Raw genomic sequence first — 23,156 nt, forward strand, 5'->3', positions numbered from 1 at the left:
CGGCTGTCAACCAGAGGGCACTTCCATGAAAGACGATCCTAGCAAAATTGAACGCGCCGGCTTGTCTCGGCGCACCGTGCTGGAACTCGGCGCGCTTGGGCTGGCAGCGGCGGTGCTGCCGAATGCCGCCTTAGCCAAGGACAAGAAGCTGAAGGTGGCGGCGATCTTCGCCACGCCGATCGAGGAGCCGTGGGACAACCAGATCCACGTCGCCCTGCAGAAGGCCGAGAAGGAGCTCGGCATCGAATACAAATGGTCGGAAAAGGTGCAGACCGCCGACTTCAGCCGCGTGATGCGCGAATATGCGCAGGGCGGCTACCAGCTGGTGCTGGGAGATGCCTTCGCCGCCGAGCGCGAGTCGCGCCGCACGGCAAAACAGTTCCCGAAGACCGCATGGCTGTTCGGCTCCGGCGCCGGGCCGGCCGAGCCCAATTTCGGCGTCTTCGACAATTGGATCCACGAGCCGGCGTACCTTTCCGGCCTGATTGCTGGCAAGATGTCGAAGTCCGGCACCGTCGGCGCGGTGGCGGCGATGGGCATTCCGGAAGTGAACCGGCTGGTCAACGCCTTCTTCGCCGGCGCCAAGGAGGTCAACCCGAACATCAAGAAGAAGGTCGCCTTCATCGGCTCCTTCTTCGATCCGCCGAAGGCCAAGGAAGCCGCCGTGGCGCAGATCGACGCTGGCGTCGACGTGATCTATGCCGAGCGCTTCGGCGTCATCGAGGCGGCGGTGGAGAAGAAGATCCTCGCCATCTCCAACATGTCCGACCAGTCGAGCCTCGGCCCGGATACGGTGATCACCGGGCCGGTGTGGGACATGTACCCGACGGTCGAGCAGGCGATCAAGCTGGTCAAGGCGGGTGTCTTCACCGCGCAGGACTATGGCGATTTCTCGCGCATGGCCAAGGGCGGTTCGTTCCTGGCGCCGTATCACAAGTTCGACAAGACGCTGCCGGCCGAGGTCAAGGACCTGGTCGAGAAGAAGAAGGCCGAGATCCTCGAAGGCAACTTCCGCGTCGACGTCGACGAGAACACGCCGGTCTCGGATTGAGGCCGGCTTATCCCCCTCGAGGGGAGGGTGGCCCGCAGGGCCGGGAGGGGTCGCCCGCGACGCGCTCCATCTTGCTAAGTCATAGGTCGAGGCGGTTGAGGTGACCCCTCCCGCCTCGCTTCGCTCGGCACCCTCCCTCAAGGGGAGGGGTACCAGGAGTATCCCTTGTCCGCCCCACTCATCGAAATGCGCGGCATCACCAAGAGCTTCGGGGCCGTCAAGGCGAACGAGGCCGTGGATCTCAGCGTCGCACCGGGCGAGATCCTTGGGCTGCTTGGCGAGAACGGCGCCGGCAAGACGACGCTGATGAACGTGCTGTTCGGCGCCTATGCACCTGACGCCGGCGAGATACTGGTCGAGGGCCGGCCGGTCGCCATCCACAGTTCGGCCGACGCGCTCGCCGCCGGCATCGGCATGGTGCACCAGCATTTTCATCTGGCGCCGCGGCTCACGGTGCTCGAGAACCTCCTGATCGGCATTCCGGGCAAGTCGGGCCGCATCGACCGCGCCGGCGGGTTGGCGCGGCTGAAGGAGATCGGCCGCCAGCATGGGCTGAGCCTCGATCCGACGCTGCCGGTCTCGGCGCTGTCGGTCGGCGAGCAGCAGCGGCTGGAGATCATCAAGGCGTTGTTTCGCGGCGCGAAGCTTTTGATCCTCGACGAGCCGACGGCGGTGCTGGCGCCAGGTGAGGTCGACGGCCTGTTCGCCGCCCTGCGCTCGATGGCGGGCCAGGGGCTCGGCATCATTTTCATCTCGCACAAGCTCAACGAAGTACGGGCACTCACGCATCGCTGCGTGGTGCTGCGGCACGGCAAGGTCGCGGGCCGCGTCGACGACCCCGCCAACACGACGTCGTCCGCCATGGCGCAATTGATGTGCGGCCGCGAGATCTTGCCGCCGGCCAGAGGGCCCTCGACGCCAGGCGCGACGGTGCTTACCCTCGACGGCATTTCCACGTCGGGTCATCTCGGCACCGCGTTGCGAGATGTGTCGCTTTCGGTGCGGGAAGGCGAGATCCTCGGCATCGCCGGCGTCTCCGGCAATGGCCAGCGGGCGCTGGCCGACGTCATTTCCGGCATGCTGGCGCCGAAGGCCGGCGCGATGACGATAGCCGGCAAAGCGGTTGCGCAATTCTCGCCGCGCGCGGTACAGGCACTCGGCCTTGGCCGTATCCCGGAAGACCGGATGACGACCGGGCTGGTGACCAATCTGCCGCTCGCCGATTCCATGGTGCTGCCGCGCATCGGCACCGAGGCGTTCAGCCGCAAGGGTCTGCTCAATCCGTCCGCCATCCGCGCCTTCGCCGAGGAACAGATCAAGGCCTATGACATACGCTGCCCGGGGCCGATGGTGCGCGCTGGCGCGCTCTCCGGCGGCAATCTGCAAAAGGCACTGCTGGCGCGCGAGCTCGCCTTCGATCCGAAAGTGCTGATCGTGTCGCAGCCGACGCGCGGCCTCGACATCGGCGCTGCCCGCTTCATCCACGAGAAGTTCCTCGCCATGCGCGCCAAGGGCTGCGGCATCATCGTCATCGGCGAGGACCTCGAGGAACTGCTAATGCTCTCGGACCGCATCGCGGTGATGTATGAGGGCCGCATCGCCGGCACACTCGCCGGTGCGGACGCCACCGTCGCAAGGCTCGGCCTGATGATGACCGGCGTGGAGGGGAGGGCGTAAAGCATGGGTTTGCCTCTGATTTCGAACGCCGGCGCCGCCCCTCACCTGCCTGCCGGCACCCTCTCCCCGTATAGAGACGGGGAGAGGAGCGCTTTCATCGATGATTTCGCCAATCGCGAGCGTTGCAAGAAGGGTGTGACGGCTGCGGCCAGCCACCTTCTCCCCGTCACTATACGGGGAGAAGGTGCCGGCAGCCGGATGAGGGGCGGCGCCGACATCTGGCGAGCGGGGGGCCACGCCTGATGTTCCGCCTCGAAGCCCGTACGTCGACGCCGGCTTGGTTCAATCTCGCACTGCCGCTGCTGGCGATCGCGGCGACGCTGGTGTTGTGCAGCGGCCTGATAGCAATCGCCGGCGCCGGCGTGATCGAGGCCTATGGCGTGATGCTGTCGGCCTCGCTCGGCGACAGCTACGCCATAACCGAGACGCTGGTGCGCGCCGCGCCGATGATCTTCACCGGCCTTGCTGTGGCGATCGCCTTCCGCGCGAAATTCTGGAACATCGGCGCCGAGGGCCAGTTGCTGGCGGGCGCTGTGGCAAGCTGCTTCGTCGGCGCCATCCCGATGCCGGGCTATCTCGCCATGCTTTTGATGGCGCTGGCGGGCGCCGCGGCCGGCGCCGCCGTGGCGCTGGTGCCCGCCACGTTGCGCGTAAAGTTCAAGGTCGACGACGTGGTCAGCTCGCTGCTGCTCAACTCAGTCATCTATTACGCGCTGATGGCGCTGATCGAGGGGCCCTGGAAGGATAGCTTCAGCGGCTATCCGATCTCGCCGCCGGTCGAGGATTCGGCCAATTTCCCGGTGCTGATTGAGGGCACGCGGCTGCATCTCGGCGTCGTGGCGGCGCTGATCGCCGCGCCGCTCTGCTGGTTCTTGATCGCGCGCATGACGCTCGGCTTCCGCATCCGTGTCACCGGCGAGAATCCGGAAGCGGCCCGCTACAGCGGCATCAACGTCCAGCGCGTGCTCATCTCGACCGCACTGCTCTCCGGCGCGCTGGCGGGCTTGGCCGGCGTCGGCGAGGTCGGCGGCGTGCATTTCCAGGTGATGAGCGACATTTCGCCCGGCTACGGCTATTCCGGCATTGTCGTCGCCATGCTGGCCAGGCTCAATCCGCTCGGCGTGGTGCCGGCGGCGCTCTTCCTTGCCGCGGTTATGACCGGGGCCGAGGCGATGTCGCGCGCGACCGGCGTGCCGGCTTTCCTCAGCGACGTCATCCAGGGCACGGCGCTGCTTGCCATGCTGGTGGCGCTGCTGTTCACCGCCTATCGAATTCGGCGGGTCGCGAAATGAGCGCGGTGTTCGAGCAGATCTTTCAGGTCGGCTTCCTTGCCGCCATCATCCGCATCGCCACGCCGCTTGCCTTCGCCACGCTTGGCGAAATGTTCTCCGAGCGCGCCGGCGTGCTTAATCTCGGCATCGAAGGCATCATGCTGCTCTCTGCCATGGCCGGGTTCACCGCCACCAGCATGAGCGGCAGCCTGTGGCTCGGCGTGCTGGTTGCCGTGGCGACCGGCGCGCTGATGGGCGCGGTGCATGCGCTGTTCACGGTGGCGCTGGGCTTAAGCCAGCATGTCTGCGGCATCGGCGTGACGCTGTTCTGCTCGGGGCTCGCGTATTTCCTCTACCGGCCGATCTTCGGCCAGCAGTCGGTGCCACCGAGCATCAAGGGTTTCCAGCCCGAGCCGATCCCGCTGCTTTCGCACATTCCGATCCTCGGCCCGGCGGTGTTCAACCAGTTTACGCTTGTCTATCTGGCGATCATCGCCGTTCCGCTCGCCGCCCTCGTGCTCTACCGCACGCCATGGGGGCTTTCGGTGCGGATGGTAGGCGAAAACCCGCGCGCCGCCGACTCGGCCGGGGTCAGCGTGATTGGCACGCGCTTCCAGGCGGTGATCCTCGGCGGCGCGTTGATGGGGCTCGCCGGCGCGTTTCTCACCATGGCGCAGTTCAACGCCTTCACCTTCGGCGTGGTGTCCGGGCGCGGCTGGGTGGCGATCGCGCTGGTCGTGTTCGGCCGTTGGGACCCGTGGCGCTCGGCGGGCGCGGCGCTGCTGTTCGCCTTCGTCGATGCGCTGCAGCTCAGGATGCAGGCAAGTGGGCTCGGCCACATCCCCTACGAAGCCTTCCTGATGCTGCCCTTCATCTTCACGATCGTCGCCATGGCCTTCATGTCGCGCAATGCGGTCGCGCCCTCGGCGCTGCTGAAGCCGTTTCGGAGGGAAGAGCGGTAGAGGACTTGGCGCCCTTTCCTCTCCCCCGATCGACGGGGGGAGAGGAAGAGCGCCAAGCCTGGGACGCTTCACATCGCCGTAAAGGCGTTGTCGACGAAGAAATGCGCGCCGTTGACGAAGCTGGATTCGTCACTGGCCAGGAACAATGCGGCCTTCGCCACTTCTTCCGGCTCGCCGATGCGGCCCTGCTGGGCGGCGAGTGCCGCGTCGGAGACGTCGACGCCGAGTTTCCCCAGGTCGGCCACCTCGCGCAGCCCGTGCGGGGTGCGGATGAAGCCGGGACAGACGGCGTTGCAGCGAATGTTGCGGTCGCGGAATTCGACCGCGATGGCGCGGGCGAACATGTGGCAGGCGCCCTTGGTGGTGTCGTAGAGCACCTCGTTCGGCGTCGCCGCCACCGCCGAGATCGACGAGGTGCAGACGATCGAGCCGCCGCCCGCCGCGATCATGCCGGGCAGTACGGCGCGCGTCATCAGGAACATCGAGCGCACATTCACGGCGTGCAGCCAGTCCCATTCCGTGAGCGTCGTCTCCAGGAACGGCTTTATCACGATGGTGCCGGCGTGGTTGAACAGCACGGTGACGGGGCCGAGCTTTGCCGCCGCCGCCTTCACCGCTCCCTCGACCTGCGCTTCGTCGGAAACGTCGGCGACGAAATGCGCCGCGACATGGCCGCGTGCCTGGATCGCGGCAGCGGTCGCCGCCGCCGCTTCGCCGTTGCGGTCGACGATCGCCACCTTGGCGCCTTCCGCCGCGAAGAGCTCCGAGGCCGCTCCACCCATGCCCGTCGCGCCGCCCGATATGATCGCGACCTTGCCCGCCAGCCTTCCGCCCATTGATTTCTCCGTCTGTTGATGCTTCACGCGTGAACCGGCAACGATGCTAACCCGCGCGTGTCGGATGGCCAAGCTCGCTGGCCGCATCGCCGACTCCAGCGCGACCGCCGAAATCCGGGGCGGCGTCATCATCTCCGCAGCCGTTTCCCCTGCATAGGGCAGACGCAGCAAGCCAAACCAATGTCCAGCGCGATATGAGAAATTCGTTCTTCGGATCGCGGAAAAATAGCAATCGACAAAGTCTACTAACTTTATAGATTAAGGGTGAGACGGAGGCCGACATGTCCTATTACCAAAACACCCAGACAGACCGCAGGGGACAAACCGTCGGCCAGAGCTGGCGGCCGGCCTATGGCGGGGCCTTCGCCTATCTCGTTTTCACCCTTGCGTTCGTGTTCACCGGGGCAGTCGTTGTGGGCCTCATTCCCTGAGGCGCGGGAACCACGGGGGTGGCGGCCTAACGCTTTCAGGCAACCGGAGTTGAGTGAGCCGCGTCGGCGGCGCGTTTTCGCGCGCCCTGTGGTTTTGATATGCGATTCCAAACGTGATGAAGGAGATGGCAATGCCAATCGAGTTCACGCATGTTCCGGGTAAGTCTGCCTATGGCAGCTTCTTCTACGATTTCGCCGAGACCGCGACGAAACTGTCGCTGATCGAGGATGTCGGCTTTCAGAAGATCGTCGTCGACGATCCGGCCGGCCTGCTCACCAATATGGACATAGCCGCGCAGGCGCTGAAGCGCACCGCGTCGCTGGAGGTGGTGCTGACCCACTGGGCTGGCGTGGTCGAGCCGACGGTGGCGGCCAGGCAGCTTGCCGCGCTCGACGCCAGGAGCGGCGGCCGGCTGTCGCTCAGGATGCTGAGCGAGCCGCTCAGCGATGAGGATGCCGAGGCGCGCCCGGTCGGGCACACCGTGGTGTGGCAGCGTATTGACGAATATCTGGTGCTTTTGAAGCGCCTGTGGTCGAACGACAGGCCGTTCGACCATGAAGGCGCCTTCTACAGCGTCAAAGGCGGCTATGTGCCCGGCAAGGGCCCGCACGGCGCCGACGTGACGATCCGGCTTGGCGGCCAGTCGGGAACGGCGCTCAGGGTAGCCGGCCGGCACGCGGATGTCTTCGAACTGTCCGCCGGTTCGCCCGACGAGGTCAGCCAGTTGATCGAGCGCGTGCGCGCCGCCGCCGCCGAGCATGGAAGGGCCGGCAAACTGCGCTTCGCGCTGCCCGTGCGCATGCGATCGCAAAAAGATGAAGGCGTCGCCGATCACAAGGCGGTTGAGGTTTCCGGGTCGCCGGCCGAGATCGCGTTGTCGCTGTTGCCCTATGCGGGGCTCGGCATCCATGAATTCATGATCGGCGGCATCGACCGTCCGCGCGAGATCGCGACGGCGGGTCGCGAGACTGTCACGCTTATCGCCAATTCACTGGCGCGTCTCGAGAGCAGCGTGACGCAATCCGGCGCATTGGCGCCGCGCCTGCCATCGGGATCCCGCGCCCGGGCCTGACCGGGTCGTCAGCGCGGCCTGCCGGCAGGCCGGGCCAGCGCTTCGATGACGGCGTCCGAATCCGCCAGCGCGCCGAAGACGCCGTCCTCGACCGTCACCATGTGAAGCGCGGCCTCATGCGCCTGTCTGCCGCCGCTGGCGCAGGCGTCCGCAATCGTCAGGCACTGGAAGTTGCGGTCGCAGGCCTCACGCAGCGTGGTGTGGACGCAGACGTCGGTCGTGCATCCCGTGAACAGGAGATGCGTGATGCCGCGTGCGCGCAGGACCAGCTCCAGGTCGGTATAGGTGAAGGCGCCGTTGCAGGTCTTGTCGACGACGATGTCCTGCGGCGCCACCTCGATATCGGCGACGATCTGGAACCCCGGGCTGGAGCGCAGCAGGATGTCGGTGCCGTCGAGCCCTGCCCGTTGGCGGCGCCATTTCTCGTAAGGCGTCATGTCGGCCATGTCGGCGCGGTAGCCTTGCCTTGTGTGCACGATGGTCAGGCCGGCGGCGCGGGCTGCCGCGATCAGCCGGTTCACCGCCGGCAGGATCGCCCTGAGCGGCGAAGGGTCGTATCCCTTTCTGGCGAAATAGCCGGTCGGCGACAGGAAGTCCTCCAGCAGGTCGATGACCAGCAGCGCGGTGTGTTCCGGCACCAGCCGGCCGTCATAGGGAAAATCGAACGGGATCGCCTTGATCATGGGGGCTTGCCTCACGCAGGGAGCCATCGTGGCCGGAGATGGTATCGCAGTCCATAGCCAGGGTCATGACCCCGCAGAGGCGCCACATTGGCAGCAATGGCGCAATTCGACCGTGCGCCGGGGCCTCATGACATTTTTGTTGATTCAAAAAGTCACCTCATAGTTGACTATTAAACTCATGTTTCTTAGTCAACCGTCGATGGCAGCTGGAAACCGCTTGCCGAGGAATGCGCAAGCCCGAGTTGCAGAAAGGCCAGAGCGTGGCTGGAGTTCAGACTGCCTTCCGTGTCGAAGCGGTGCGTTTCGCCGTCGGCGAGCGGACTCTGCTCGGACCGGTCTCGCTCGAGCTCGAACGCGCGCGCGTCTACGGTCTGATCGGCCACAACGGCTCCGGCAAGTCGACGCTGATCAAGCTTCTGGCGCGCCAGCAGCCGGCAAGCGAGGGCGCGATCAGCTTCGCCGAGCGGCCGCTGGCCGGCTGGAGCGCGCGCGAGCTGGCGCGGGCATTGGCCTATCTGCCGCAGACGACGCCGGCGGCGACCGGGCTTACCGTGCGGGAACTGGCGGCGCTCGGGCGCTATCCCTGGCATGGCGCGCTCGGCCGTTTCGGCCATGAGGACAGGCGGCATATCGAGGAGGCGCTGGCGCTGACCGACATGGCCGGCTTCGCCGACCGTCTGGTCGACGAGCTTTCCGGCGGCGAGCGGCAGCGGGCCTGGCTTGCCATGCTGGTGGCGCAGAATGCCGGCGTCATGCTGCTCGACGAGCCGATCTCGGCGCTCGACATCGCCCACCAGGTCGAGGTGCTCGACCTGGTCAGGGAACTCAGCCGCAAGCGCGACCTTTGCGTCGTCGTCGTGCTGCACGATCCCAACATGGCAGCGCGTTATTGCGACGAACTGATCGCGCTGAAGGAAGGCAGGCTGCTGACGCGCGGCACGCCCGCCGAGATCATGCGGGGCGACATGCTCAAGGGCATTTTTGGCGTCGAGATGGGGGTGTTTTCGCACCCCGTCACCGGCCAGCCCATCGGTTACGTGCAATGATGAAGCGAGGACGAAGCGTGTCCAGACATGGCCTTTTCGCGGCGCTGGCCGCATCGTTGATCCTGGCGGCCGGCGCTGTCGCCGCACAGGAGCAACCGGCGACGCCAGCTCCGGCCGCACAAGCGCCGGTGGCGCAAGCTCCTGCCACCCAAGTGCCGGCCGCACCCGCCACAACCGCTCCGGCCATTGCTGCTCCCGCTGCACCGCAACCGGGCGTTAGGCCGGCTCCGGCACCGTCGACGGCGATTGCGCTGACGCTGCCGCACGATTTGTCGCCCTGGGGCATGTTCATAGCCGCCGACATCATCGTCAAGGCGGTGATGATCGGCCTCGCCTTCGCCTCGCTGGTCACCTGGACGATCTGGCTGGCCAAGTCGCTGGAGATCCTCGCCGGCAAGCTCAGGGCGCGCCGCGCCGCGCAGGCGATCGGCAATGCCGCGACGCTGATGCAGGCCGGGCGCGCGCTCGGCCACAACAATGGCCCCGGCGCGCTTCTGGTGCGCGCCGCAGAGGAAGAGGCCGCGCTTTCTGCCGGCGCGCTCGACCACGTCACCGGCGATGGCCTGAAGGAGCGCGTTACCTCGCGGCTGTCGCGCATCGAGGCAGCTGCGGCGCGGCGCATGTCGCGCGGCACCGGCCTGCTCGCGACCATCGGCTCGACCGCGCCTTTCGTCGGCCTGTTCGGCACGGTGTGGGGCATCATGAACGCCTTCATCGGCATCTCGCAGGCGCAGACCACCAATCTGGCGGTCGTGGCGCCCGGCATCGCCGAAGCGCTGCTCGCCACCGCCATGGGCCTGGTGGCGGCGATCCCGGCGGTGGTCATCTACAACGGCTTTGCCCGCTCCATAGCCGGCTACAGGCAGATCCTCGCCGATGCCGCCGCTGGCGTCGAACGGCTGGTCAGCCGCGACCTCGATTTCCGCACCGTGCCGCCGGCAGGCGCCATCGCGGCGGAGTGAGCGGTCATGGCGGCGCGGATTCGCGAAACGGCCGGCGACGATCTCGAGGAAAGCCACGAGATCAACGTCACCCCGTTCATCGACGTCATCCTGGTGCTTTTGATCATCTTCATGGTCGCGGCACCGCTCGCCACCGTCGATGTCAATGTCGACCTGCCGGGCTCGACGGCGACGCCGGCGCCGCGCCCCGAGACGCCGCTGTTCCTGACGCTGAAAGGCGATCTTACGCTCGCCGTCGGCAATGACAGCGTGCCGCGCGCCATGTTCGCCGCCATGCTCGACGGTCGCACCAAGGGCGACAAGCAGACGCGCATCTTCCTGCGCGCCGACAAGTCGGTTGGCTATGGCGAGCTGATGGAGGTGATGAACCTGCTGCGTGCCGCCGGCTATCTCAAGATCGCGCTGGTCGGCCTGGAGACGCTGCCTTCGGCCGATGCGCCAGAGCCAGGCGGAAGCCAGCCATCTGGAGGCCAGCCGACAGCCCCGAGCGGCGGCACGGCACCATGACGGGCGCGACGGCCGCCTTGTCCGGGGTCGGTCAGCCGCGGTTCGGCGCGAGCGAGACCGGCCTGTGGGCGGCTGCCGCCGCCTTGATCCTGGTCGCGCATGTGGCGGTCGCCTATGCAGTGCAGAACTTCAGTCCTGCCGACATCTCTGGCGGACCGCCGCCGGCGCTTGCGATCGAGATGTCGCCGCTCGCGCCCGCAGAACAGGAAGAGGCGCTGGTGCCGGACACAGTGACGCCCGATCAAGCCGAGCCGGTCGAGGAGACGGAGAGGGCGGCGCCAGTGAAGCCGGCAACCGAGCCGGCGCCTGAGCAGGTCACCGAAGTAGCGGAACCGACCGTCGAACAGCCGGCAGAGGCCGACGCGGCCGAACCGGCGGCGCCGACGGTCGCCGCGCTGAGCGCTCAACAGCCGCTCGACGAAGTGGTTCCGGACGTCGTCGAGACGGTGGCACCGGACGTCGTCATTCCCTTGCCGCAGCCGAAACCGGTCGATGCGCCGGCGGAATCCAAGGTCATGAAACCGGTCGAGGCCAAGGCGAAGAAGCCCGTCGACAAGCCGAAGCAACGGCCGAAGAAGGAAAAGCCGGCGCCGGCCAAGACCGCCATGGCGGCCAGCGCCGACGCCAGGCCGGCCGCGCGCGCGGCGGCGCCAAAATCCGCCGAGGGAGCATCGCGTTCCAGCGCCAGCCCGGCGCGCTGGAATTCCAGCCTGGCGGCTTGGATCAGGCGGCATACGCGCTATCCGAGCGCGGCACGGTCGCGGCGGGCCGAAGGCAGCCCAAACGTGACCTTCACGGTCGATTCTTCCGGCCGGGTGGTCTCGGCCCGGCTGGCGCGGTCCTCCGGTGACGCCGACCTCGACCGCGCGGCACTCGGCGCCTTGCAGGGCGCCTCGGTGCCGGCGCCGCCATCCGAACTCGGCGCCCGCGTCACCCGCACCGCGCCTTTTGTCTTCAGTTTGCGGGATTAGATGGCAAACGATGTCATCGTGGCGACGTGTCGTGTCGCCCTTGGCTCTCATGCTTGCCGGGACCTTCCTTGGCGGCCTCGGGGTGCGCACGGGGCGGCAGGGTCTCCGTCAGGTTTCTGACCTTTGGCATTGTTGTGCGCATCGATGATCGCGCGGCCAAAATGGACAAGGATTGGAAGCACTGACATTGCGCTTCCTCCGTTGGGACGGCTGCTGCGCGCTGTCGGAACGGGGATAGATGCGTCGGGTCTGTTTCGCGGGGATGGCACGGAAAACGGCGGGCTGTTGCCGAAATCATCGACCGGGAAACATTTGCCTACGAATGATTTGGTTCGTTTCGCCTATGCCGAAACGGCAACCGAGCAGGCGAAACGGCTGCGAAATCCATTCGGGTCAAGGGCTCGAGAAATCCCACTGGTGGAGCTGAGGGGGATCGAACCCCTGACCTCATCATTGCGAACGATGCGCTCTCCCAGCTGAGCTACAGCCCCGTCCAGCGGATGGCGCATTTATCGGGCGCGGCGGTTTCGTGTCAAGGCGAAACGAGCGGCGCCATTGGCGCTGCCGGAAAGCCGGCTCTTGCCGGCTCCGCCTGCAATGGCTACATGTCGGCCGTTCGCAAGGAGCACCTGATGATCGCAGTCTTTTATACGCTGCATGCCGCAATAGGCATCTATTGGTGGATCGTAATCGGCGCGGCCATCTTCTCTTGGCTGTACGCCTTCAACGTCGTCAACTCGCGCAATCAGCTCGTTAACTCCATCGGCACCATGCTCTACCGGTTGACCGAGCCGGCGCTGCGGCCAATCCGCCGCTTTCTGCCCGATCTCGGAGGTGTCGACATCTCGCCGATCATTTTGCTGTTAGCACTGACATTTATCAGCGTGTTCTTGAACTACACAGTTCAGCCGATGTTCGGCATCGGTCCGATGTGAGGTCTACCGCCTTTTTCTTCTTTCGTCTCCGCAACGACGGCATCGATCTGTTCGTACGGCTGACGCCGAAGGCGGCGCTTGATGGGATAGAGGGCGTCGAGACTACCGCCGACGGAAGAAGCCACCTCAAGGCCCGCGTGCGCGCCGTGCCGGAAAACGGCGCCGCCAACCAGGCGCTGGAACGGCTGGTCGGCAAGGCGCTGGGCGTTCCGGCGTCGGCCGTCGCGGTCGTCGCCGGCGCCACGGCGCGGCTGAAGACGCTGCGGATAGTGGGAGATGCGGCTGAGCTGGCGAAGCGCATCGAGGCATTGAGCGGCAGCCAAGGCAAATCGCATTGATGGCTGCTAGTCACATCATCGGTCGGCGCTGCCCCTCATTGCCCTGCCGGGCATTTCTCCCCGTATTGTGACGGGGAGAAAGATGCCTTTGTCCGAACCGGATAGATAGGTAACAGAATGGACCGATTGCATAGGTGACAGTTTTCTCCCTCGCCGGAGGACCCGGCGATGGTTTGGCGAGAGACTGGCATCATGGACGAGCGGCTTCGTTTTGTAGTGGATTGCCTTTCTGGCGAAGAGACGATGAGCGAGCTTTGTGCGGCCTACGGAATTTCGCGCAAGATCGGCTATAAATGGCTGGGTCGCTACCGGGAGTTTGGCCCGGAAGGTTTGCACGATCGGCCGCGAGCGCCGCTCAATCATGGCCGTGCGACAGCCCTTGATCTTGTCGAGCGGATCGTGGCGGCGAAGGAGACGCATCCGCTGTGGGGGCCCAAGAAGATCGTGGCGCGGCTCAAGCGCGCGGCTCCCGACTTGATCTGGCCGTCGGCCTCGACGGCAGGCGCTATCCTTGCACGGCATGGGCTTGTCAGCGCCCGCAAGCGGACCCGGCTGCGGGCCTGCGGCAATGGACCTTGGCCGGAGCCGCAAGGGCCGAACGCGGTGTGGACCGGCGATCACAAGGGCTGGTTCCGGACCCGTGACGGGTGGCGTTGCGAACCGTTGACGGTGATGGATGCGTCGAGCCGCTACTTGCTGGCGCTCGAAGCGACCGGCTCGACGGCGGATGCCGAGGCCTGGCCGGTATTCGAGCGGCTGTTTGAGGAGCATGGCCTGCCGGACCGGTTCCGAAGCGACAATGGCCCGCCCTTCGCGTCGGCCGGTGTCACCGGGCTGACACCGCTTGCGGTGCGCTTCATCAAACTCGGCATCGCCCTGGAGCGGATCGCGCCCGGCAAACCCCAGCAGAACGGGCGCCACGAGCGCTTTCATCTGACCCTGTTGCCGCTGGCCGAGGCACCGGAGGCCGACAGGGCGGCCCAGGGCCACGCCTTCGAGGCCTTCCGGCGCAGCTACAATGAAGAACGTCCCCATGAGGCGCTAGGCATGGACACTCCAGCCCAGCATTACAGATCCTCCCGGCGCGCCATGCCGACGATGCCGCCCGAGCCTGATTATCCGGCCGAGGCCGCGGTCCGTCATGTACGCCACAATGGCGAGATCAGGTGGAACGGCGGCTTCGTCTATGTCTCGCAGGCACTGGTTGGTGAAGCTGTCGCGGCCGCCCAAACCGAGGATGGTCAATGGGCTCTTTCCTTCCATGCACACCAGCTCGGCATCATCGACACAAGGCGTATGACGCTTGTCCGCTGCAGCGCCGCGCTAACCAATCCGCTTGGCGCTGCAGCGGACAAATAGGGGGAGAACTGTTACCTATGTATCCGGTTCAAACTGTTACCCATCTATCGGCTGGACACCTTCGCCGGCGATTTCGCCAACCATAAACGTTGCAGAAAATTGCGCTGCGGGCGCGGCCAGCTCTCTTCTCCCCGTTTACGGGGAGAAGGTGCCGGCAGGCGGATGAGGGGCGGCGCGACGATTCCAGGATTGGCTCGGTTCTCACCGAATGTCCCCATTCGGCATCACGTGACCATGGAAAGATGCCCCCTCAATCCCCCAGCGGCAGGCGGGGGTCGTCGACCTTCAGCGTGTTCACGCTCTGCTTGATGCGGCGCAGGTTCTCCAGCACCTTCGGGCCGCGCGTCTCGGCGACCGAGGTCACGATCATGTCGACGATGGCGAGCAGCGCGTAGCGCGACGATGTCGGCTTGTAGATGTTGCCGTCCTCGAACGACTGCAGATGGATGACCGTATCGGCGGCCTTGGCCAGTGCCGAGTCCGGCGCGGTGATGGCGACCGTCGTGGCGCCATACTGCTGCGCGACCTGCACCGCCTCGATGACCGATCGCGCATAGCCGGAAACCGAAAAGGCGACCAGCGTCGTCTCGGGCGTCGCGACCGCGGCGTACATGCGCTGCAGCTGCCCGTCGATCTGCGCCAGCACCGGCATGCCCAGCCGGAACAGCCGGTTCTGCATTTCGGTCGCCATCATCGAGGAGATGCCGCCGGAGCCGACGCACAAGACATTGCCGGAAGTTGCGATGCGCGCGGCGACGCCGACCAGCGCCGTCATGTCGAGGTTCTCGCCGGCGCGCTGGATGGCCGCTATCGCCGCTTCGGTGATGGCCGATGCGATGCGCTGCTCGCGCGCGTCGCGGCTAAGCGGCGCCGGCGACAGATACGGCCCGCCGATGGCGATCGCTTGCGCCAGGTAGAACTTGAAATCGCGCAGGCCCTCGCAGCCGAGATTGCGGCAGAAGCGGGTTACCGTCGGCTCACTGACGCCGACGCGCGCCGCGATCTCCGAGATCGCCGCCTTGGAAGCGAAATCGAGATCGGAAAGCACGAGGCCGGCCAGCCGGCGGTCCGACTTAGTGCCGTCCTGCGACATCAATTGCAGCCGCGTGACGATGTCGGCCGGCGTCTTCATCTGGGGTGACTTCATAGGGGCAGGCCCGTCGTCCTGTCGAACAGATGGGTGTTGCGCGGCTCGACGGTGACCGGCAAGCCGCCGATCACGTGATCGCCGGAGCTGATCGTTTCCAGGCCGGCCAGCATGCGCAGCAGGGTCGACTTTGCCGCACCCCGATGGCCCGACCAGCATGACGGACTCGCCGCTTTGATCTCGAGGTCGATATCCACGAGGATGCTGTGAAGCCCGAACGATTTCGACAGGTTGCGGAACTGGACATCGGTCATGGTCACGCTCCCAATATGTCGTCGATGAAAGGCAGGCACCCGGCGGTGAGCCCCGCATCGACCGGCATCACCACGCCCGTTACGCCGGATGCGCGGTCGGAGGCAAGGAAGGCCACCGTTTCGGCCACTTCCGACGCATTGACGATGCGGCCGAGCGGGTAGAGCCGCTTGAGCTTGGCGAGGATTTCGGGGTCCTTGGCCAGGCGATGCTCCCAGGCGGCGGTGCGGATCGATCCGGGGCAGACGACATTGGCGCGCACGCCGCTGCGGCCGAGCTCGACGGCGATCGACTTGGCATAGGCATTGATGCCCGCCTTGGCCGCGGCATAGGCGGGATTGCCGAAATGGGAAATCGCGTTGACCGAGGAGATGAAGACAACGTTGCCCGCGCCGCGCTTGGCCATCGCCTTGGCAATAGGATCGGCGAAAATCATCACGCCGGCCAGGTTGAGATCGAGCTCATGCGCGACCCTGTCCGCCGTCAGCGCGCCAAGCGTCTCGGCGCGGGTCCAGCCGGCATTGTTGATCAGGATGTCGGGGACGCCGTCGCTGTCGAGGATCGCTGCGATGGCTGTCTCGATCGAGACCCGGTCGAGCAGGTCGAAGACATGGCGCGAGGCAAGATGCGGGCTGGCCAGCGCCTCGTTCGACTGATCGCAGCCGACGACGCGCGCGCCGCGTTCGTTGAGCAGCGCCACGATCGCTGAGCCGAGGCCGCCGCCGGCACCCGTGACCACGGCCGTCTTGCCCTCGAATTCGGCTTTCGAAACCACAGCGCGCTCCTCCTCCGACGGAACGCTACTCAAGGAAATGAAATTAAGCAACAGAATGATCTGCTTGATTGATGCGAAATCACGGATAATGTAGGAAAGTCACATCAATCCTGAATCCTTCTGGCTACAGGCGCAGATGCCCTGGCGCTAGGAGCCGTCAAATAGCAATTCCAGCAATTCCGGGAAAAGCGTGCGGCGGTTTTCCGCCCGGAATTGCGAAAGACAAAGACTACACGGAGCATTCATGCGCATCTTCACCGCCTCGCTGGCGACGGAAACCAACACCTACTCGCCGGTGCCGACCGACCGGACCTCGTTCGAGATGGCCTTCTATGCCGGGCCGGGCAAGCATCCGGAAACGCCGACGCTGTGCTCGTCACCGATCGTGGCGCTGCGCCGGCGCGCGGCAGGCGAGGGCCTGACCGTCATCGAAGGCACCGCCACCTGGGCCGAGCCCGGCGGGCTGGTGCAGCGGCAGGCCTTTGAGGCGCTGCGCGACGAGATCCTCGGCCAGCTCAGGGAAGCGCTGCCGGTCGATGCCGTCATCCTCGGCCTGCATGGCGCGATGGTGGCGCAAGGCTATGACGACTGCGAGGGCGACCTGCTCGAACGCGTGCGCGCCATCGTCGGTCCGAAGGTGGTGATCGCCTCAGAGTTCGATCCGCACAGCCATTTGACGCCGAAGCGTGTCGCGGCATCCGACATCATGGCCTACTTCCTTGAATTCCCGCACACCGATTTCTACGAGCGCGGCGAGCATGTCGTCGAGCTCGGTCTCGCCGCTGCGCGCGGCGAGATCAAGCCGGTGATCTCGACCTTCGACTGCCGCATGATCCAAGTGCTGCCGACGAGCCGCGAGCCGATGCGCTCCTTCGTCGACAAAATCAACGCGCTGCACGGCAAGGACGGCGTGCTGTCGGTCTCGGTCATCCATGGCTTCATGGCCGCAGACGTGCCGGAGATGGGCACGCGCATCCTGGTCGTCACCGACAACGAAAAGGAAAAGGGCGATGCACTGGCGGAAAGCTTGGGGCGCGAACTCTACGCCATGCGCGAAAGGACAGCGATGACGATGCTGAACACGGCCGACGGCATCGAGCGCGCGCTCGCCGTGCGCAAGGCGAATCCGGACAAACCGGTGGTCATCGCCGACATCTGGGACAATCCCGGTGGCGGCGTTGCCGGCGACGGCACCGTCGTGTTGCGCGAGCTGCTCGCGCGCGGCATCAGCAATGTCGGCATGGCGACGATCTGGGATCCGATCGCGGTGACGTTCTGTCAGGCAGCGGGTGAGGGCGCCGTCATCGATTTGCGCTTCGGCGGCAAGGCCGGGCCACTGGCGGGCGAGCCGATCGATGCGCGGGTCAAGGTGCTGAAGGCGGTCGGCGAAGGCTGGCAGAGTTTCGGACCGAGCCGGGTGACATTGGGGTCGGCCGCGGTGGTGCGCGTCGAAGGCACCGAGGTCGATGTCATCCTCAACACCAACCGCACGCAGACCTTCGAGCCGGACATCTTTTCCAACATCGGCGTCGATCCGCTGTCGAAGGACATTTTGCTGATCAAGTCGACCAACCATTTCTATGCCGGCTTCGCGCCGATCGCCGCCGAGATTATCTATGTCTCGGCGCCGAGTTCGTATCCCAGCAATCCGGCGGTGACGGATTACACCAAGCTGGTGCGGCCGGTGTGGCCGAGGGTGGCGGATCCGTGGCTCTAATCTCCCCCCTTGAGGGGGAGATGTCGCCAAAGGCGACAGAGGGGGTCCTCGCGCGTGAAGCGCTAGGCTCCATCTGCCGCAGGAGCTCGCGTCCAGTCGAACCGACCCCCTCTGGCCGCTTTGCGGCCATCTCCCCCTCGAGGGGGGAGATTAGCCAATCACACCAACCCCCGCTTCGCCATCATCGCCTCTGGCGACGGCATCTTGCCGCGGAACGCCATGTAGAGCTCTTCCGGATCCTTGGAGCCGCCGGCGGCGTAGATGTTTTGCTTCAGCCGCTCGGCCAATGCCGGGTTGAAGGGATCGCCCGCCTCCTCGAAGGCGGCAAAGGCGTCGGCGTCGAGCACTTCGGACCACATGTAGGAATAGTAGCCGGCCGAATAGCCGTCGCCTGCGAAGACATGGCCGAAATGCGGGGTGCGGTGGCGCATGGCGATGCTGTCGGGCATGTCGAGCTTGTCGAGCGTTTCGGCTTCGAAACGAAGCGGCTCTTGCAGCGCGTCGGGGCGCGCATGGTAGGCCATGTCGATCAGCGCCGAGGCGGTGAACTCGACTGTGGCGAAGCCGGCGCCGAAGGTGCGGGCGGCGAGCATCTTGTTGAGCAGGTCCTTCGGCATCGGCTTGCCGGTCTTGACGTGCAGCGCGTGCTTTTCGAGTACCGCCGGCACCGTCAGCCAGTGCTCGTAGAGCTGCGAGGGCAGCTCGACGAAATCTCGGCTCACGGACGTGCCCGAGACCGACGGCCAGGTGACGTCGGTCAGGATGCCGTGCAGTGCATGGCCGAATTCGTGGAACAGCGTCTTCGCCTCATCGACCGACAGGAGTGCGGCCTCGCCGGCCGGCGGCTTGGCGAAGTTCATGATGTTGTAGATAACGGGCCTGGAACCGTGCCCGAGCTTATAACCGGATTTCAGCGCGCTCATCCAGGCGCCCGAGCGCTTGGAGGGCCGGGCGAAGTAATCGGCGAGGAACAGGCCGCGCTCGCTGCCGTCGCCGTTCTTGACCACAAAGACGCGCGCGTCGGGATGCCAGGCCGCGATGCCCTGCTTCTCCTCGAAGCTGATGCCGAACAAGCGCGTCGCGACGTCGAAGCAGGCGTCGATGACGCGCTCGAGCTGCAGGTATGGCTTCAGCTCGGCCTCGTCGAAGGCGAATTTCTCGGCGCGCAGCTTCTCCTGGTAGAAGCGCCAGTCCCAGGCGGCGAATTTTTCGTTGCTGCCGGCCTCTGTCGCCAGCCGCTCCAATTCCTTTTGGTCGAACGCCGCCTTCTCCAGCGCCTTCTCCCATACCGGGTCGAGCAGCGCGTGCACGGCTTTCGGGGTCTTGGCCATGGTGTCGTCGAGCTTCAGCGCTGCGAAGGAGTTGTAGCCGAGCAGTTTTGCCTTCTCGGCGCGCAGTTTCAGCATGTCGCGGACCACTTCGGTGTTGTCGGTGGCGCCGCCGTTCTGGCCGCGCATGGTGAAGGCGCGGAAGGCGATCTCGCGCAGGTCGCGGCGCTCGGAGAAGGTCGAGAACGGCTCGTAGATCGAGCGTGACAGCGTCACGGCGAAGCGGCCCTTCTGGCCGCGCATCTCGGCCGCTTCCGCCATGGCGCTTTTCAGGAAATCCGGCAGGCCGGCGAGATCGGCAGCGTCGAGGAACAGCGCCCAGTCGCGCTCGTCGGCCAGAACGTTCTGGCCGAAGCTGGTGCCGAGCGAGGACAGCTCTTCGTTGATCCTGGCCAGCCGCTTCTTGCCGCCGGCGTCGAGCTTGGCGCCGGACCGGACAAAACCCTTCCAGGTCTTTTCCAGCACGCGCAGCGTCTCTGCATCCAGCTTCAGGCTTTCGCGGCGCTGGTAGAGGTCGTCGATGCGGGCAAACAGGTTCTCGTTCATCGAGATGGCCGAGAAATGCCTGGACATTTTCGGCGAGATGTCGCGCTCCAGCGCCTGGATGTCCTCATTGGTGTGCGCGCCGGCACGACACCAGAAGATCGACGAAACCTGGTCGAGCGCCTCGCCGGCGAGTTCCAGCGCGGCCAGCGTGTTCTCGATCGTCGACGCCTCGCTGCTGCCGGCGATCGCATCGATCTCGGCCTCATGCGCCTTCAGCGCCGCGTCGAAGACGGGGCCAAAATCGCCATCGCCGATGCGGGTGAAATCTGGCAGGCCGAGCGGCCCTTGCCATTTGGTCAGCGGATGGGCGGCGAGATCGACGGCTGATGACATTGAAGAACTTTCGATTGGTGGCAATGGGAGGCGAGACCGATGTAGGGCGCGGGCTTGTCGCGCGCAACCGCGCGGTGGGCCCGTCAGTAGGCCTCGCAGCTTTCGGCGATCGCCGCCTGCGTGCTGGCGGTGATGCGGTTGCCGGCGACGGAGAAGGTCTCGTGCATCAGCATGTCGTTGTTGGGGAAGTCGTAGCAGGCGATCACCGTGGTGACGCCGGCTTCCGACTTCTCGATGCGATGACGGATCGCGGCGCCGGCGACAGCGCCCTGCCAATCGTCGATCGAGGCGATGAACTCTTGCTTGGTCTGCACGACGCCAAGGTCGTCGAGCTTGATGCGCACGTCGTCGGCAAGCAAATCCGAGAGCTCCGTCCGGTCGGCGACGAGCAGCGCCGAATACCAGCGGTCGATCAGCGCGCCGTCATCGGCGCGGGCGGCGAGGACCGAAAAGAACAGCGCGGCGGCTATCGCGGTTCCCTGGGAAACGATCCGCATCGCGGGCCTCACCCCAGATCCGGCCGCTCGAAATCGCCGGTCTCCTTGTTCATCACCCACAGCTCGCCTGTCGAGATGTCGAACCAGGCGCCGTGCAGCGACAACCTGCCCTTGCCTTCGAGGATGGAGACGCAAGGGAAGGTCCGCAAGTTGGCGATCGAGTAGCGGATCGAGATGCGCTCCAGGGCGGTCTGGCGCTCGGTCGCCGTCATGAAGGTGCTGGACGACACGGTCTCGGCGGCGGGCGCGATCAGGCTCATCCACTTGCCGATGAAGTCGCCTGGCGAGAGCGGCGCGGAATTCGGGTCGAGTGCCGCGCGGATACCGCCGCAGCGGCCGTGGCCCATCACCACGATGTTCTTTACCTTCAGGCTCTGCACCGCGAATTCGAGCGCGGCGGAGGTCGAATGGAATTCGCCGTCCGGCGCATAGGGCGGCACCAGATTGCCGACATTGCGCAGCACGAACAACTCGCCCGGGCCGGCATCGAAGATCGCCTCAGGGGCGGAGCGCGAATCGCAGCAGGCGACGATCATCGTCTCGGGCGCCTGGCCTTCGCGCGCCAGAGAGCGGTAGCGCCCGCTTTCGGCCGGATAGCGGCCGTTCATGAAATTGCGATAGCCGTTGAGCAGATGTTCGGGAAGATGGGGCATGGGCGGCGTCTGGACCCTTTCCGGGTTGGATGCGGCACTTTCAGTCTGGAGAAGCCTCTAACGGCAAAAGCCGGTCGCGAGCAATGCCGAATTGCGGATGGCTCCGTCGCAATCGCGATGCGGCGGACATGGCTCAACCTGTCGCTCTATGCCCAGATGGCGACTGGAATGCCAAAACGATCCGACAGCGGCGGGTCCGGATTCGGCCTTGCCTCGCCACTGGCGATGCGGCCGGCAATCAGCATCATCGCTGCCGCGTCGAGAAAATCATCGGCGGCGGCTCCCTTCGGTGCCGGCTGATCGAGGAAGCTCTTTTCATAGCCATGCCGGCATAGCAGCGCCTTGCGTTCCTCCATCCCGGCGAGGTTGATCGCGCCCTTGACCTTCTTCGGCAGCGCCATGGCCTGGCCGCCATTCAGCCGGCAGAAGGCGACCTCGGGGTGCGATTCGAAGACGCGGCCGCGCAACTCCGGCCGCGCGATCAGCAGGGCATCGATCTCGCGGATCTTGGCAAAGATGCCGAAGGCCTGGATCGAGACGCCGCGCGGCGGATCGGAACTCGCCTTGGCGACCTCGCTGGCGCGGCGATGCGCGGCGTACCAGGCCTCGACCGTGGTGAAGCCGTCCGTCTCGGCATAGAGCGCCGCGCGCGAGGGGATCGAGAACACGCTCGATTGGCGCTGCCCAAGCAGCGGCCGCACGATCGCCTCCGGGCCGCGTCCTCCCCTTTGCGAGAAGTCGGGGAGGCCGATCGGCATGTCGACGGCGATCGTGGCGCCGCCGGCGGGCAATGCGGCGAGCAAAGCGGCAAAGCCTGGAAAGACGGAGATCGACGGAGCGGCATCCGGATGACGATGGACGGCGATCCAGCCGGCCTTGCAGCCGTCGACGCCGACCAGCACGCCGGCCGTCACGCCCGCTTGTCCCGCTCCGGGTGCAGGAGGTGGCGCAGCTGCACCATCGCCATCGGATGCGACAGGCTCTGCGCGTCGGTCTCGAGCTGCAGTTCGTCGCCGCCGCGTTTGGCGGTCCGCGCCAGGATCTCGTAGACGGCGGCCGTGGTCGACTGCAGCGCCTTGATCGGCGGCTGGCCGGAGAGGATGCGCGCCAGATAGACGGCGGCCGTCAGGTCGCCCAGCCCGTTCGGCGGCTTGTCGATGAGGCGGTGCTCGGCAAGCAACGCCTGCCTGGAATCGAGCAGGAGGTTGCCGGTACCGCCGGCCATCATCGAAGGCGCGGAGGTGACCAGCATGGTCGAGGGACCGGCGTGAAGGGCTGCCGCCATCACCGATTTCAGGTCGGCAAGCGGTGCCCCGGCCATCCATTCCAGCTCGTAGCGGTTGGGCGTGGCGATGTCGGCGATCGGCATCAACCGGTCGCGCAAGGCCGCCGCTGTCGGCTCCGGCACGTAGAGCCCGCCGGAATCGCCCATCACCGGATCGCAGATATAGAGGGCGTTCGGCGTCCTCTCCCGGACGGCGGTGACCAGCGAGGCGACGGCCTCGGCCTGGCCGGCCTCGCCCAGATAGCCAGACAGCACCGCGCCGACCTCGCCCAGCCAGGGCGCGCGCTCGAGATCGGCCATCAGCGCCTTGAACTGGTCGAGCGGCGGCACGATGCGGGTTGCCCGGCCGTGGCCTGGATGCCAGGGCAGGACGATGGTCGGCACCGCCCAGACCGGGAAGCCCAGTGTCTCCAGCGCAAAAACGGCGGCGCGGTTGCCGACAGAGCCGCGCGCGACATGGCTGGAGATGACGATGACCGCGCGCGGCGCGCCGGCTTTTTCAGCATTCATGGATGTCCGGT

The 23,156-nt window shown here is 65.9% G+C and carries 24 protein-coding genes and 1 tRNA gene; 14 read left to right on the top strand and 11 right to left on the bottom strand.

Annotated elements, in window-relative coordinates; translation table 11 throughout:
* The first annotated feature begins 25 nt into the window (after positions 1 to 25).
* The 4 genes from EJ073_RS21455 to EJ073_RS21475 all read left to right on the top strand — a co-directional run bounded on the left by EJ073_RS21455 (position 26) and on the right by EJ073_RS21475 (position 4,961).
* Positions 26 to 1,051: a BMP family protein gene (locus tag EJ073_RS21455; RefSeq protein WP_126057541.1), complete on the top strand. Its 1,026-nt coding sequence runs from the start codon at positions 26 to 28 to the stop codon at positions 1,049 to 1,051.
* Between the two features lie 165 nt (positions 1,052 to 1,216).
* On the top strand, positions 1,217 to 2,728 hold the full coding sequence (locus tag EJ073_RS21460; RefSeq protein ID WP_126057542.1) for an ABC transporter ATP-binding protein: 1,512 nt from the start codon (positions 1,217 to 1,219) through the stop codon (positions 2,726 to 2,728).
* A 242-nt stretch (positions 2,729 to 2,970) separates the two neighbouring features.
* The gene (locus EJ073_RS21470; RefSeq protein WP_126057544.1) at positions 2,971 to 4,020 is read left to right on the top strand and encodes an ABC transporter permease; all 1,050 of its coding nucleotides are present in this window, start codon (positions 2,971 to 2,973) and stop codon (positions 4,018 to 4,020) included.
* Positions 4,017 to 4,961, top strand: coding sequence for an ABC transporter permease (locus EJ073_RS21475; RefSeq protein ID WP_126057545.1), 945 nt, complete (start codon positions 4,017 to 4,019; stop codon positions 4,959 to 4,961). The genes EJ073_RS21470 and EJ073_RS21475 overlap by 4 nt, the downstream gene beginning before the upstream one ends.
* Positions 4,962 to 5,029: 68 nt before the next feature.
* Here the strand turns inward: EJ073_RS21475 and EJ073_RS21480 are convergent, their stop codons facing one another.
* Complete coding sequence (locus tag EJ073_RS21480) at positions 5,030 to 5,797, bottom strand: SDR family oxidoreductase (protein ID WP_126057546.1); 768 nt, start codon at positions 5,795 to 5,797, stop codon at positions 5,030 to 5,032.
* Positions 5,798 to 6,078: 281 nt separating this feature from the next.
* Between EJ073_RS21480 and EJ073_RS21485 the strand changes: the two genes are divergently transcribed.
* Both EJ073_RS21485 and EJ073_RS21490 read left to right on the top strand, forming a co-directional pair.
* Positions 6,079 to 6,228 (top strand): hypothetical protein, encoded by a 150-nt coding sequence (locus EJ073_RS21485; RefSeq protein ID WP_126057547.1) that lies wholly within the window; start codon positions 6,079 to 6,081, stop codon positions 6,226 to 6,228.
* A 131-nt stretch (positions 6,229 to 6,359) separates the two neighbouring features.
* Positions 6,360 to 7,301, top strand: a complete 942-nt coding sequence (locus EJ073_RS21490; RefSeq protein ID WP_126057548.1) for an LLM class flavin-dependent oxidoreductase — start codon at positions 6,360 to 6,362, stop codon at positions 7,299 to 7,301.
* Between the two features lie 8 nt (positions 7,302 to 7,309).
* Here the strand turns inward: EJ073_RS21490 and EJ073_RS21495 are convergent, their stop codons facing one another.
* A complete protein-coding gene (locus tag EJ073_RS21495) occupies positions 7,310 to 7,984 on the bottom strand; it encodes an isochorismatase family cysteine hydrolase (protein WP_126057549.1) in 675 nt (224 codons plus the stop codon).
* 260 nt (positions 7,985 to 8,244) lie between these two features.
* Between EJ073_RS21495 and EJ073_RS21500 the strand changes: the two genes are divergently transcribed.
* The 4 genes from EJ073_RS21500 to EJ073_RS21515 are packed head-to-tail and all read left to right on the top strand — an operon-like array spanning position 8,245 to position 11,470.
* Entirely contained in the window at positions 8,245 to 9,030 is a 786-nt protein-coding gene (locus EJ073_RS21500; protein WP_189363228.1) for an ATP-binding cassette domain-containing protein, read from the top strand.
* Between the two features lie 17 nt (positions 9,031 to 9,047).
* The gene (gene exbB, locus EJ073_RS21505; protein ID WP_126057551.1) at positions 9,048 to 9,992 is read left to right on the top strand and encodes a tonB-system energizer ExbB; all 945 of its coding nucleotides are present in this window, start codon (positions 9,048 to 9,050) and stop codon (positions 9,990 to 9,992) included.
* 6 nt (positions 9,993 to 9,998) lie between these two features.
* Complete coding sequence (gene exbD, locus EJ073_RS21510) at positions 9,999 to 10,499, top strand: TonB system transport protein ExbD (protein ID WP_126057552.1); 501 nt, start codon at positions 9,999 to 10,001, stop codon at positions 10,497 to 10,499.
* Positions 10,496 to 11,470: an energy transducer TonB gene (locus tag EJ073_RS21515; protein ID WP_126057553.1), complete on the top strand. Its 975-nt coding sequence runs from the start codon at positions 10,496 to 10,498 to the stop codon at positions 11,468 to 11,470. Before exbD ends, EJ073_RS21515 begins: the two co-directional genes overlap by 4 nt.
* Positions 11,471 to 11,885: 415 nt before the next feature.
* Here the strand turns inward: EJ073_RS21515 and EJ073_RS21520 are convergent.
* Positions 11,886 to 11,961, bottom strand: a tRNA-Ala gene (locus tag EJ073_RS21520).
* Between the two features lie 9 nt (positions 11,962 to 11,970).
* Between EJ073_RS21520 and EJ073_RS21525 the strand changes: the two genes are divergently transcribed.
* The 3 genes from EJ073_RS21525 to EJ073_RS21535 all read left to right on the top strand — a co-directional run bounded on the left by EJ073_RS21525 (position 11,971) and on the right by EJ073_RS21535 (position 14,102).
* The gene (locus tag EJ073_RS21525; RefSeq protein ID WP_126057554.1) at positions 11,971 to 12,405 is read left to right on the top strand and encodes a YggT family protein; all 435 of its coding nucleotides are present in this window, start codon (positions 11,971 to 11,973) and stop codon (positions 12,403 to 12,405) included.
* Positions 12,402 to 12,743, top strand: a complete 342-nt coding sequence (locus EJ073_RS21530) for a DUF167 family protein (protein ID WP_126057555.1) — start codon at positions 12,402 to 12,404, stop codon at positions 12,741 to 12,743. Before EJ073_RS21525 ends, EJ073_RS21530 begins: the two co-directional genes overlap by 4 nt.
* A 168-nt stretch (positions 12,744 to 12,911) precedes the next feature.
* Positions 12,912 to 14,102 (top strand): integrase core domain-containing protein, encoded by a 1,191-nt coding sequence (locus EJ073_RS21535; protein WP_126056960.1) that lies wholly within the window; start codon positions 12,912 to 12,914, stop codon positions 14,100 to 14,102.
* Positions 14,103 to 14,352: 250 nt separating this feature from the next.
* Here EJ073_RS21535 and EJ073_RS21540 read toward each other — a convergent pair whose 3' ends face one another.
* The 3 genes from EJ073_RS21540 to EJ073_RS21550 are packed head-to-tail and all read right to left on the bottom strand — an operon-like array spanning position 14,353 to position 16,276.
* Positions 14,353 to 15,234, bottom strand: a complete 882-nt coding sequence (locus EJ073_RS21540; RefSeq protein WP_126059299.1) for a MurR/RpiR family transcriptional regulator — start codon at positions 15,232 to 15,234, stop codon at positions 14,353 to 14,355.
* Between the two features lie 11 nt (positions 15,235 to 15,245).
* On the bottom strand, positions 15,246 to 15,503 hold the full coding sequence (locus EJ073_RS21545; protein ID WP_245455304.1) for a hypothetical protein: 258 nt from the start codon (positions 15,501 to 15,503) through the stop codon (positions 15,246 to 15,248).
* A gap of 2 nt (positions 15,504 to 15,505) precedes the next feature.
* Positions 15,506 to 16,276: an SDR family oxidoreductase gene (locus tag EJ073_RS21550; protein ID WP_126057556.1), complete on the bottom strand. Its 771-nt coding sequence runs from the start codon at positions 16,274 to 16,276 to the stop codon at positions 15,506 to 15,508.
* Between the two features lie 244 nt (positions 16,277 to 16,520).
* Between EJ073_RS21550 and EJ073_RS21555 the strand changes: the two genes are divergently transcribed.
* A complete protein-coding gene (locus EJ073_RS21555) occupies positions 16,521 to 17,993 on the top strand; it encodes a M81 family metallopeptidase (protein WP_126057557.1) in 1,473 nt (490 codons plus the stop codon).
* Between the two features lie 158 nt (positions 17,994 to 18,151).
* Here the strand turns inward: EJ073_RS21555 and EJ073_RS21560 are convergent, their stop codons facing one another.
* From EJ073_RS21560 to pdxY, 5 genes are all read right to left on the bottom strand, one after another.
* Complete coding sequence (locus EJ073_RS21560; protein ID WP_126057558.1) at positions 18,152 to 20,200, bottom strand: M3 family metallopeptidase; 2,049 nt, start codon at positions 20,198 to 20,200, stop codon at positions 18,152 to 18,154.
* An 83-nt stretch (positions 20,201 to 20,283) separates the two neighbouring features.
* Positions 20,284 to 20,697, bottom strand: coding sequence for a nuclear transport factor 2 family protein (locus EJ073_RS21565; protein WP_126057559.1), 414 nt, complete (start codon positions 20,695 to 20,697; stop codon positions 20,284 to 20,286).
* Between the two features lie 8 nt (positions 20,698 to 20,705).
* Positions 20,706 to 21,350: a carbonic anhydrase gene (locus EJ073_RS21570; RefSeq protein WP_126057560.1), complete on the bottom strand. Its 645-nt coding sequence runs from the start codon at positions 21,348 to 21,350 to the stop codon at positions 20,706 to 20,708.
* A 146-nt stretch (positions 21,351 to 21,496) separates the two neighbouring features.
* The gene (locus tag EJ073_RS21575) at positions 21,497 to 22,264 is read right to left on the bottom strand and encodes a DUF429 domain-containing protein (protein ID WP_126057561.1); all 768 of its coding nucleotides are present in this window, start codon (positions 22,262 to 22,264) and stop codon (positions 21,497 to 21,499) included.
* Positions 22,261 to 23,145: a pyridoxal kinase PdxY gene (gene pdxY / locus EJ073_RS21580; RefSeq protein ID WP_126057562.1), complete on the bottom strand. Its 885-nt coding sequence runs from the start codon at positions 23,143 to 23,145 to the stop codon at positions 22,261 to 22,263. The genes EJ073_RS21575 and pdxY overlap by 4 nt, the downstream gene beginning before the upstream one ends.
* Between the last annotated feature and the right edge of the window lie 11 nt (positions 23,146 to 23,156).

The sequence above is a fragment of the Mesorhizobium sp. M4B.F.Ca.ET.058.02.1.1 genome (assembly GCF_003952505.1).
Lineage (GTDB): Bacteria > Pseudomonadota > Alphaproteobacteria > Rhizobiales > Rhizobiaceae > Mesorhizobium.

Bases quoted from the DNA above. Each gene is read 5' to 3' on its own strand.
- EJ073_RS21455 (WP_126057541.1), top strand. From the start codon at position 26: ATGAAAGACGATCCTAGCAAAATTGAACGCGCCGGCTTGTCTCGGCGC.
- EJ073_RS21470 (WP_126057544.1), top strand. From the start codon at position 2,971: ATGTTCCGCCTCGAAGCCCGTACGTCGACGCCGGCTTGGTTCAATCTC.
- EJ073_RS21475 (WP_126057545.1), top strand. From the start codon at position 4,017: ATGAGCGCGGTGTTCGAGCAGATCTTTCAGGTCGGCTTCCTTGCCGCC.
- EJ073_RS21480 (WP_126057546.1), bottom strand. From the start codon at position 5,797: ATGGGCGGAAGGCTGGCGGGCAAGGTCGCGATCATATCGGGCGGCGCG.
- EJ073_RS21485 (WP_126057547.1), top strand. From the start codon at position 6,079: ATGTCCTATTACCAAAACACCCAGACAGACCGCAGGGGACAAACCGTC.
- EJ073_RS21490 (WP_126057548.1), top strand. From the start codon at position 6,360: ATGCCAATCGAGTTCACGCATGTTCCGGGTAAGTCTGCCTATGGCAGC.
- EJ073_RS21495 (WP_126057549.1), bottom strand. From the start codon at position 7,984: ATGATCAAGGCGATCCCGTTCGATTTTCCCTATGACGGCCGGCTGGTG.
- exbD (WP_126057552.1), top strand. From the start codon at position 9,999: ATGGCGGCGCGGATTCGCGAAACGGCCGGCGACGATCTCGAGGAAAGC.
- EJ073_RS21515 (WP_126057553.1), top strand. From the start codon at position 10,496: ATGACGGGCGCGACGGCCGCCTTGTCCGGGGTCGGTCAGCCGCGGTTC.
- EJ073_RS21525 (WP_126057554.1), top strand. From the start codon at position 11,971: ATGGCGCATTTATCGGGCGCGGCGGTTTCGTGTCAAGGCGAAACGAGC.
- EJ073_RS21535 (WP_126056960.1), top strand. From the start codon at position 12,912: ATGGTTTGGCGAGAGACTGGCATCATGGACGAGCGGCTTCGTTTTGTA.
- EJ073_RS21540 (WP_126059299.1), bottom strand. From the start codon at position 15,234: ATGAAGACGCCGGCCGACATCGTCACGCGGCTGCAATTGATGTCGCAG.
- EJ073_RS21545 (WP_245455304.1), bottom strand. From the start codon at position 15,503: ATGACCGATGTCCAGTTCCGCAACCTGTCGAAATCGTTCGGGCTTCAC.
- EJ073_RS21555 (WP_126057557.1), top strand. From the start codon at position 16,521: ATGCGCATCTTCACCGCCTCGCTGGCGACGGAAACCAACACCTACTCG.
- EJ073_RS21560 (WP_126057558.1), bottom strand. From the start codon at position 20,200: ATGTCATCAGCCGTCGATCTCGCCGCCCATCCGCTGACCAAATGGCAA.
- EJ073_RS21565 (WP_126057559.1), bottom strand. From the start codon at position 20,697: ATGCGGATCGTTTCCCAGGGAACCGCGATAGCCGCCGCGCTGTTCTTT.
- EJ073_RS21570 (WP_126057560.1), bottom strand. From the start codon at position 21,350: ATGCCCCATCTTCCCGAACATCTGCTCAACGGCTATCGCAATTTCATG.
- pdxY (WP_126057562.1), bottom strand. From the start codon at position 23,145: ATGAATGCTGAAAAAGCCGGCGCGCCGCGCGCGGTCATCGTCATCTCC.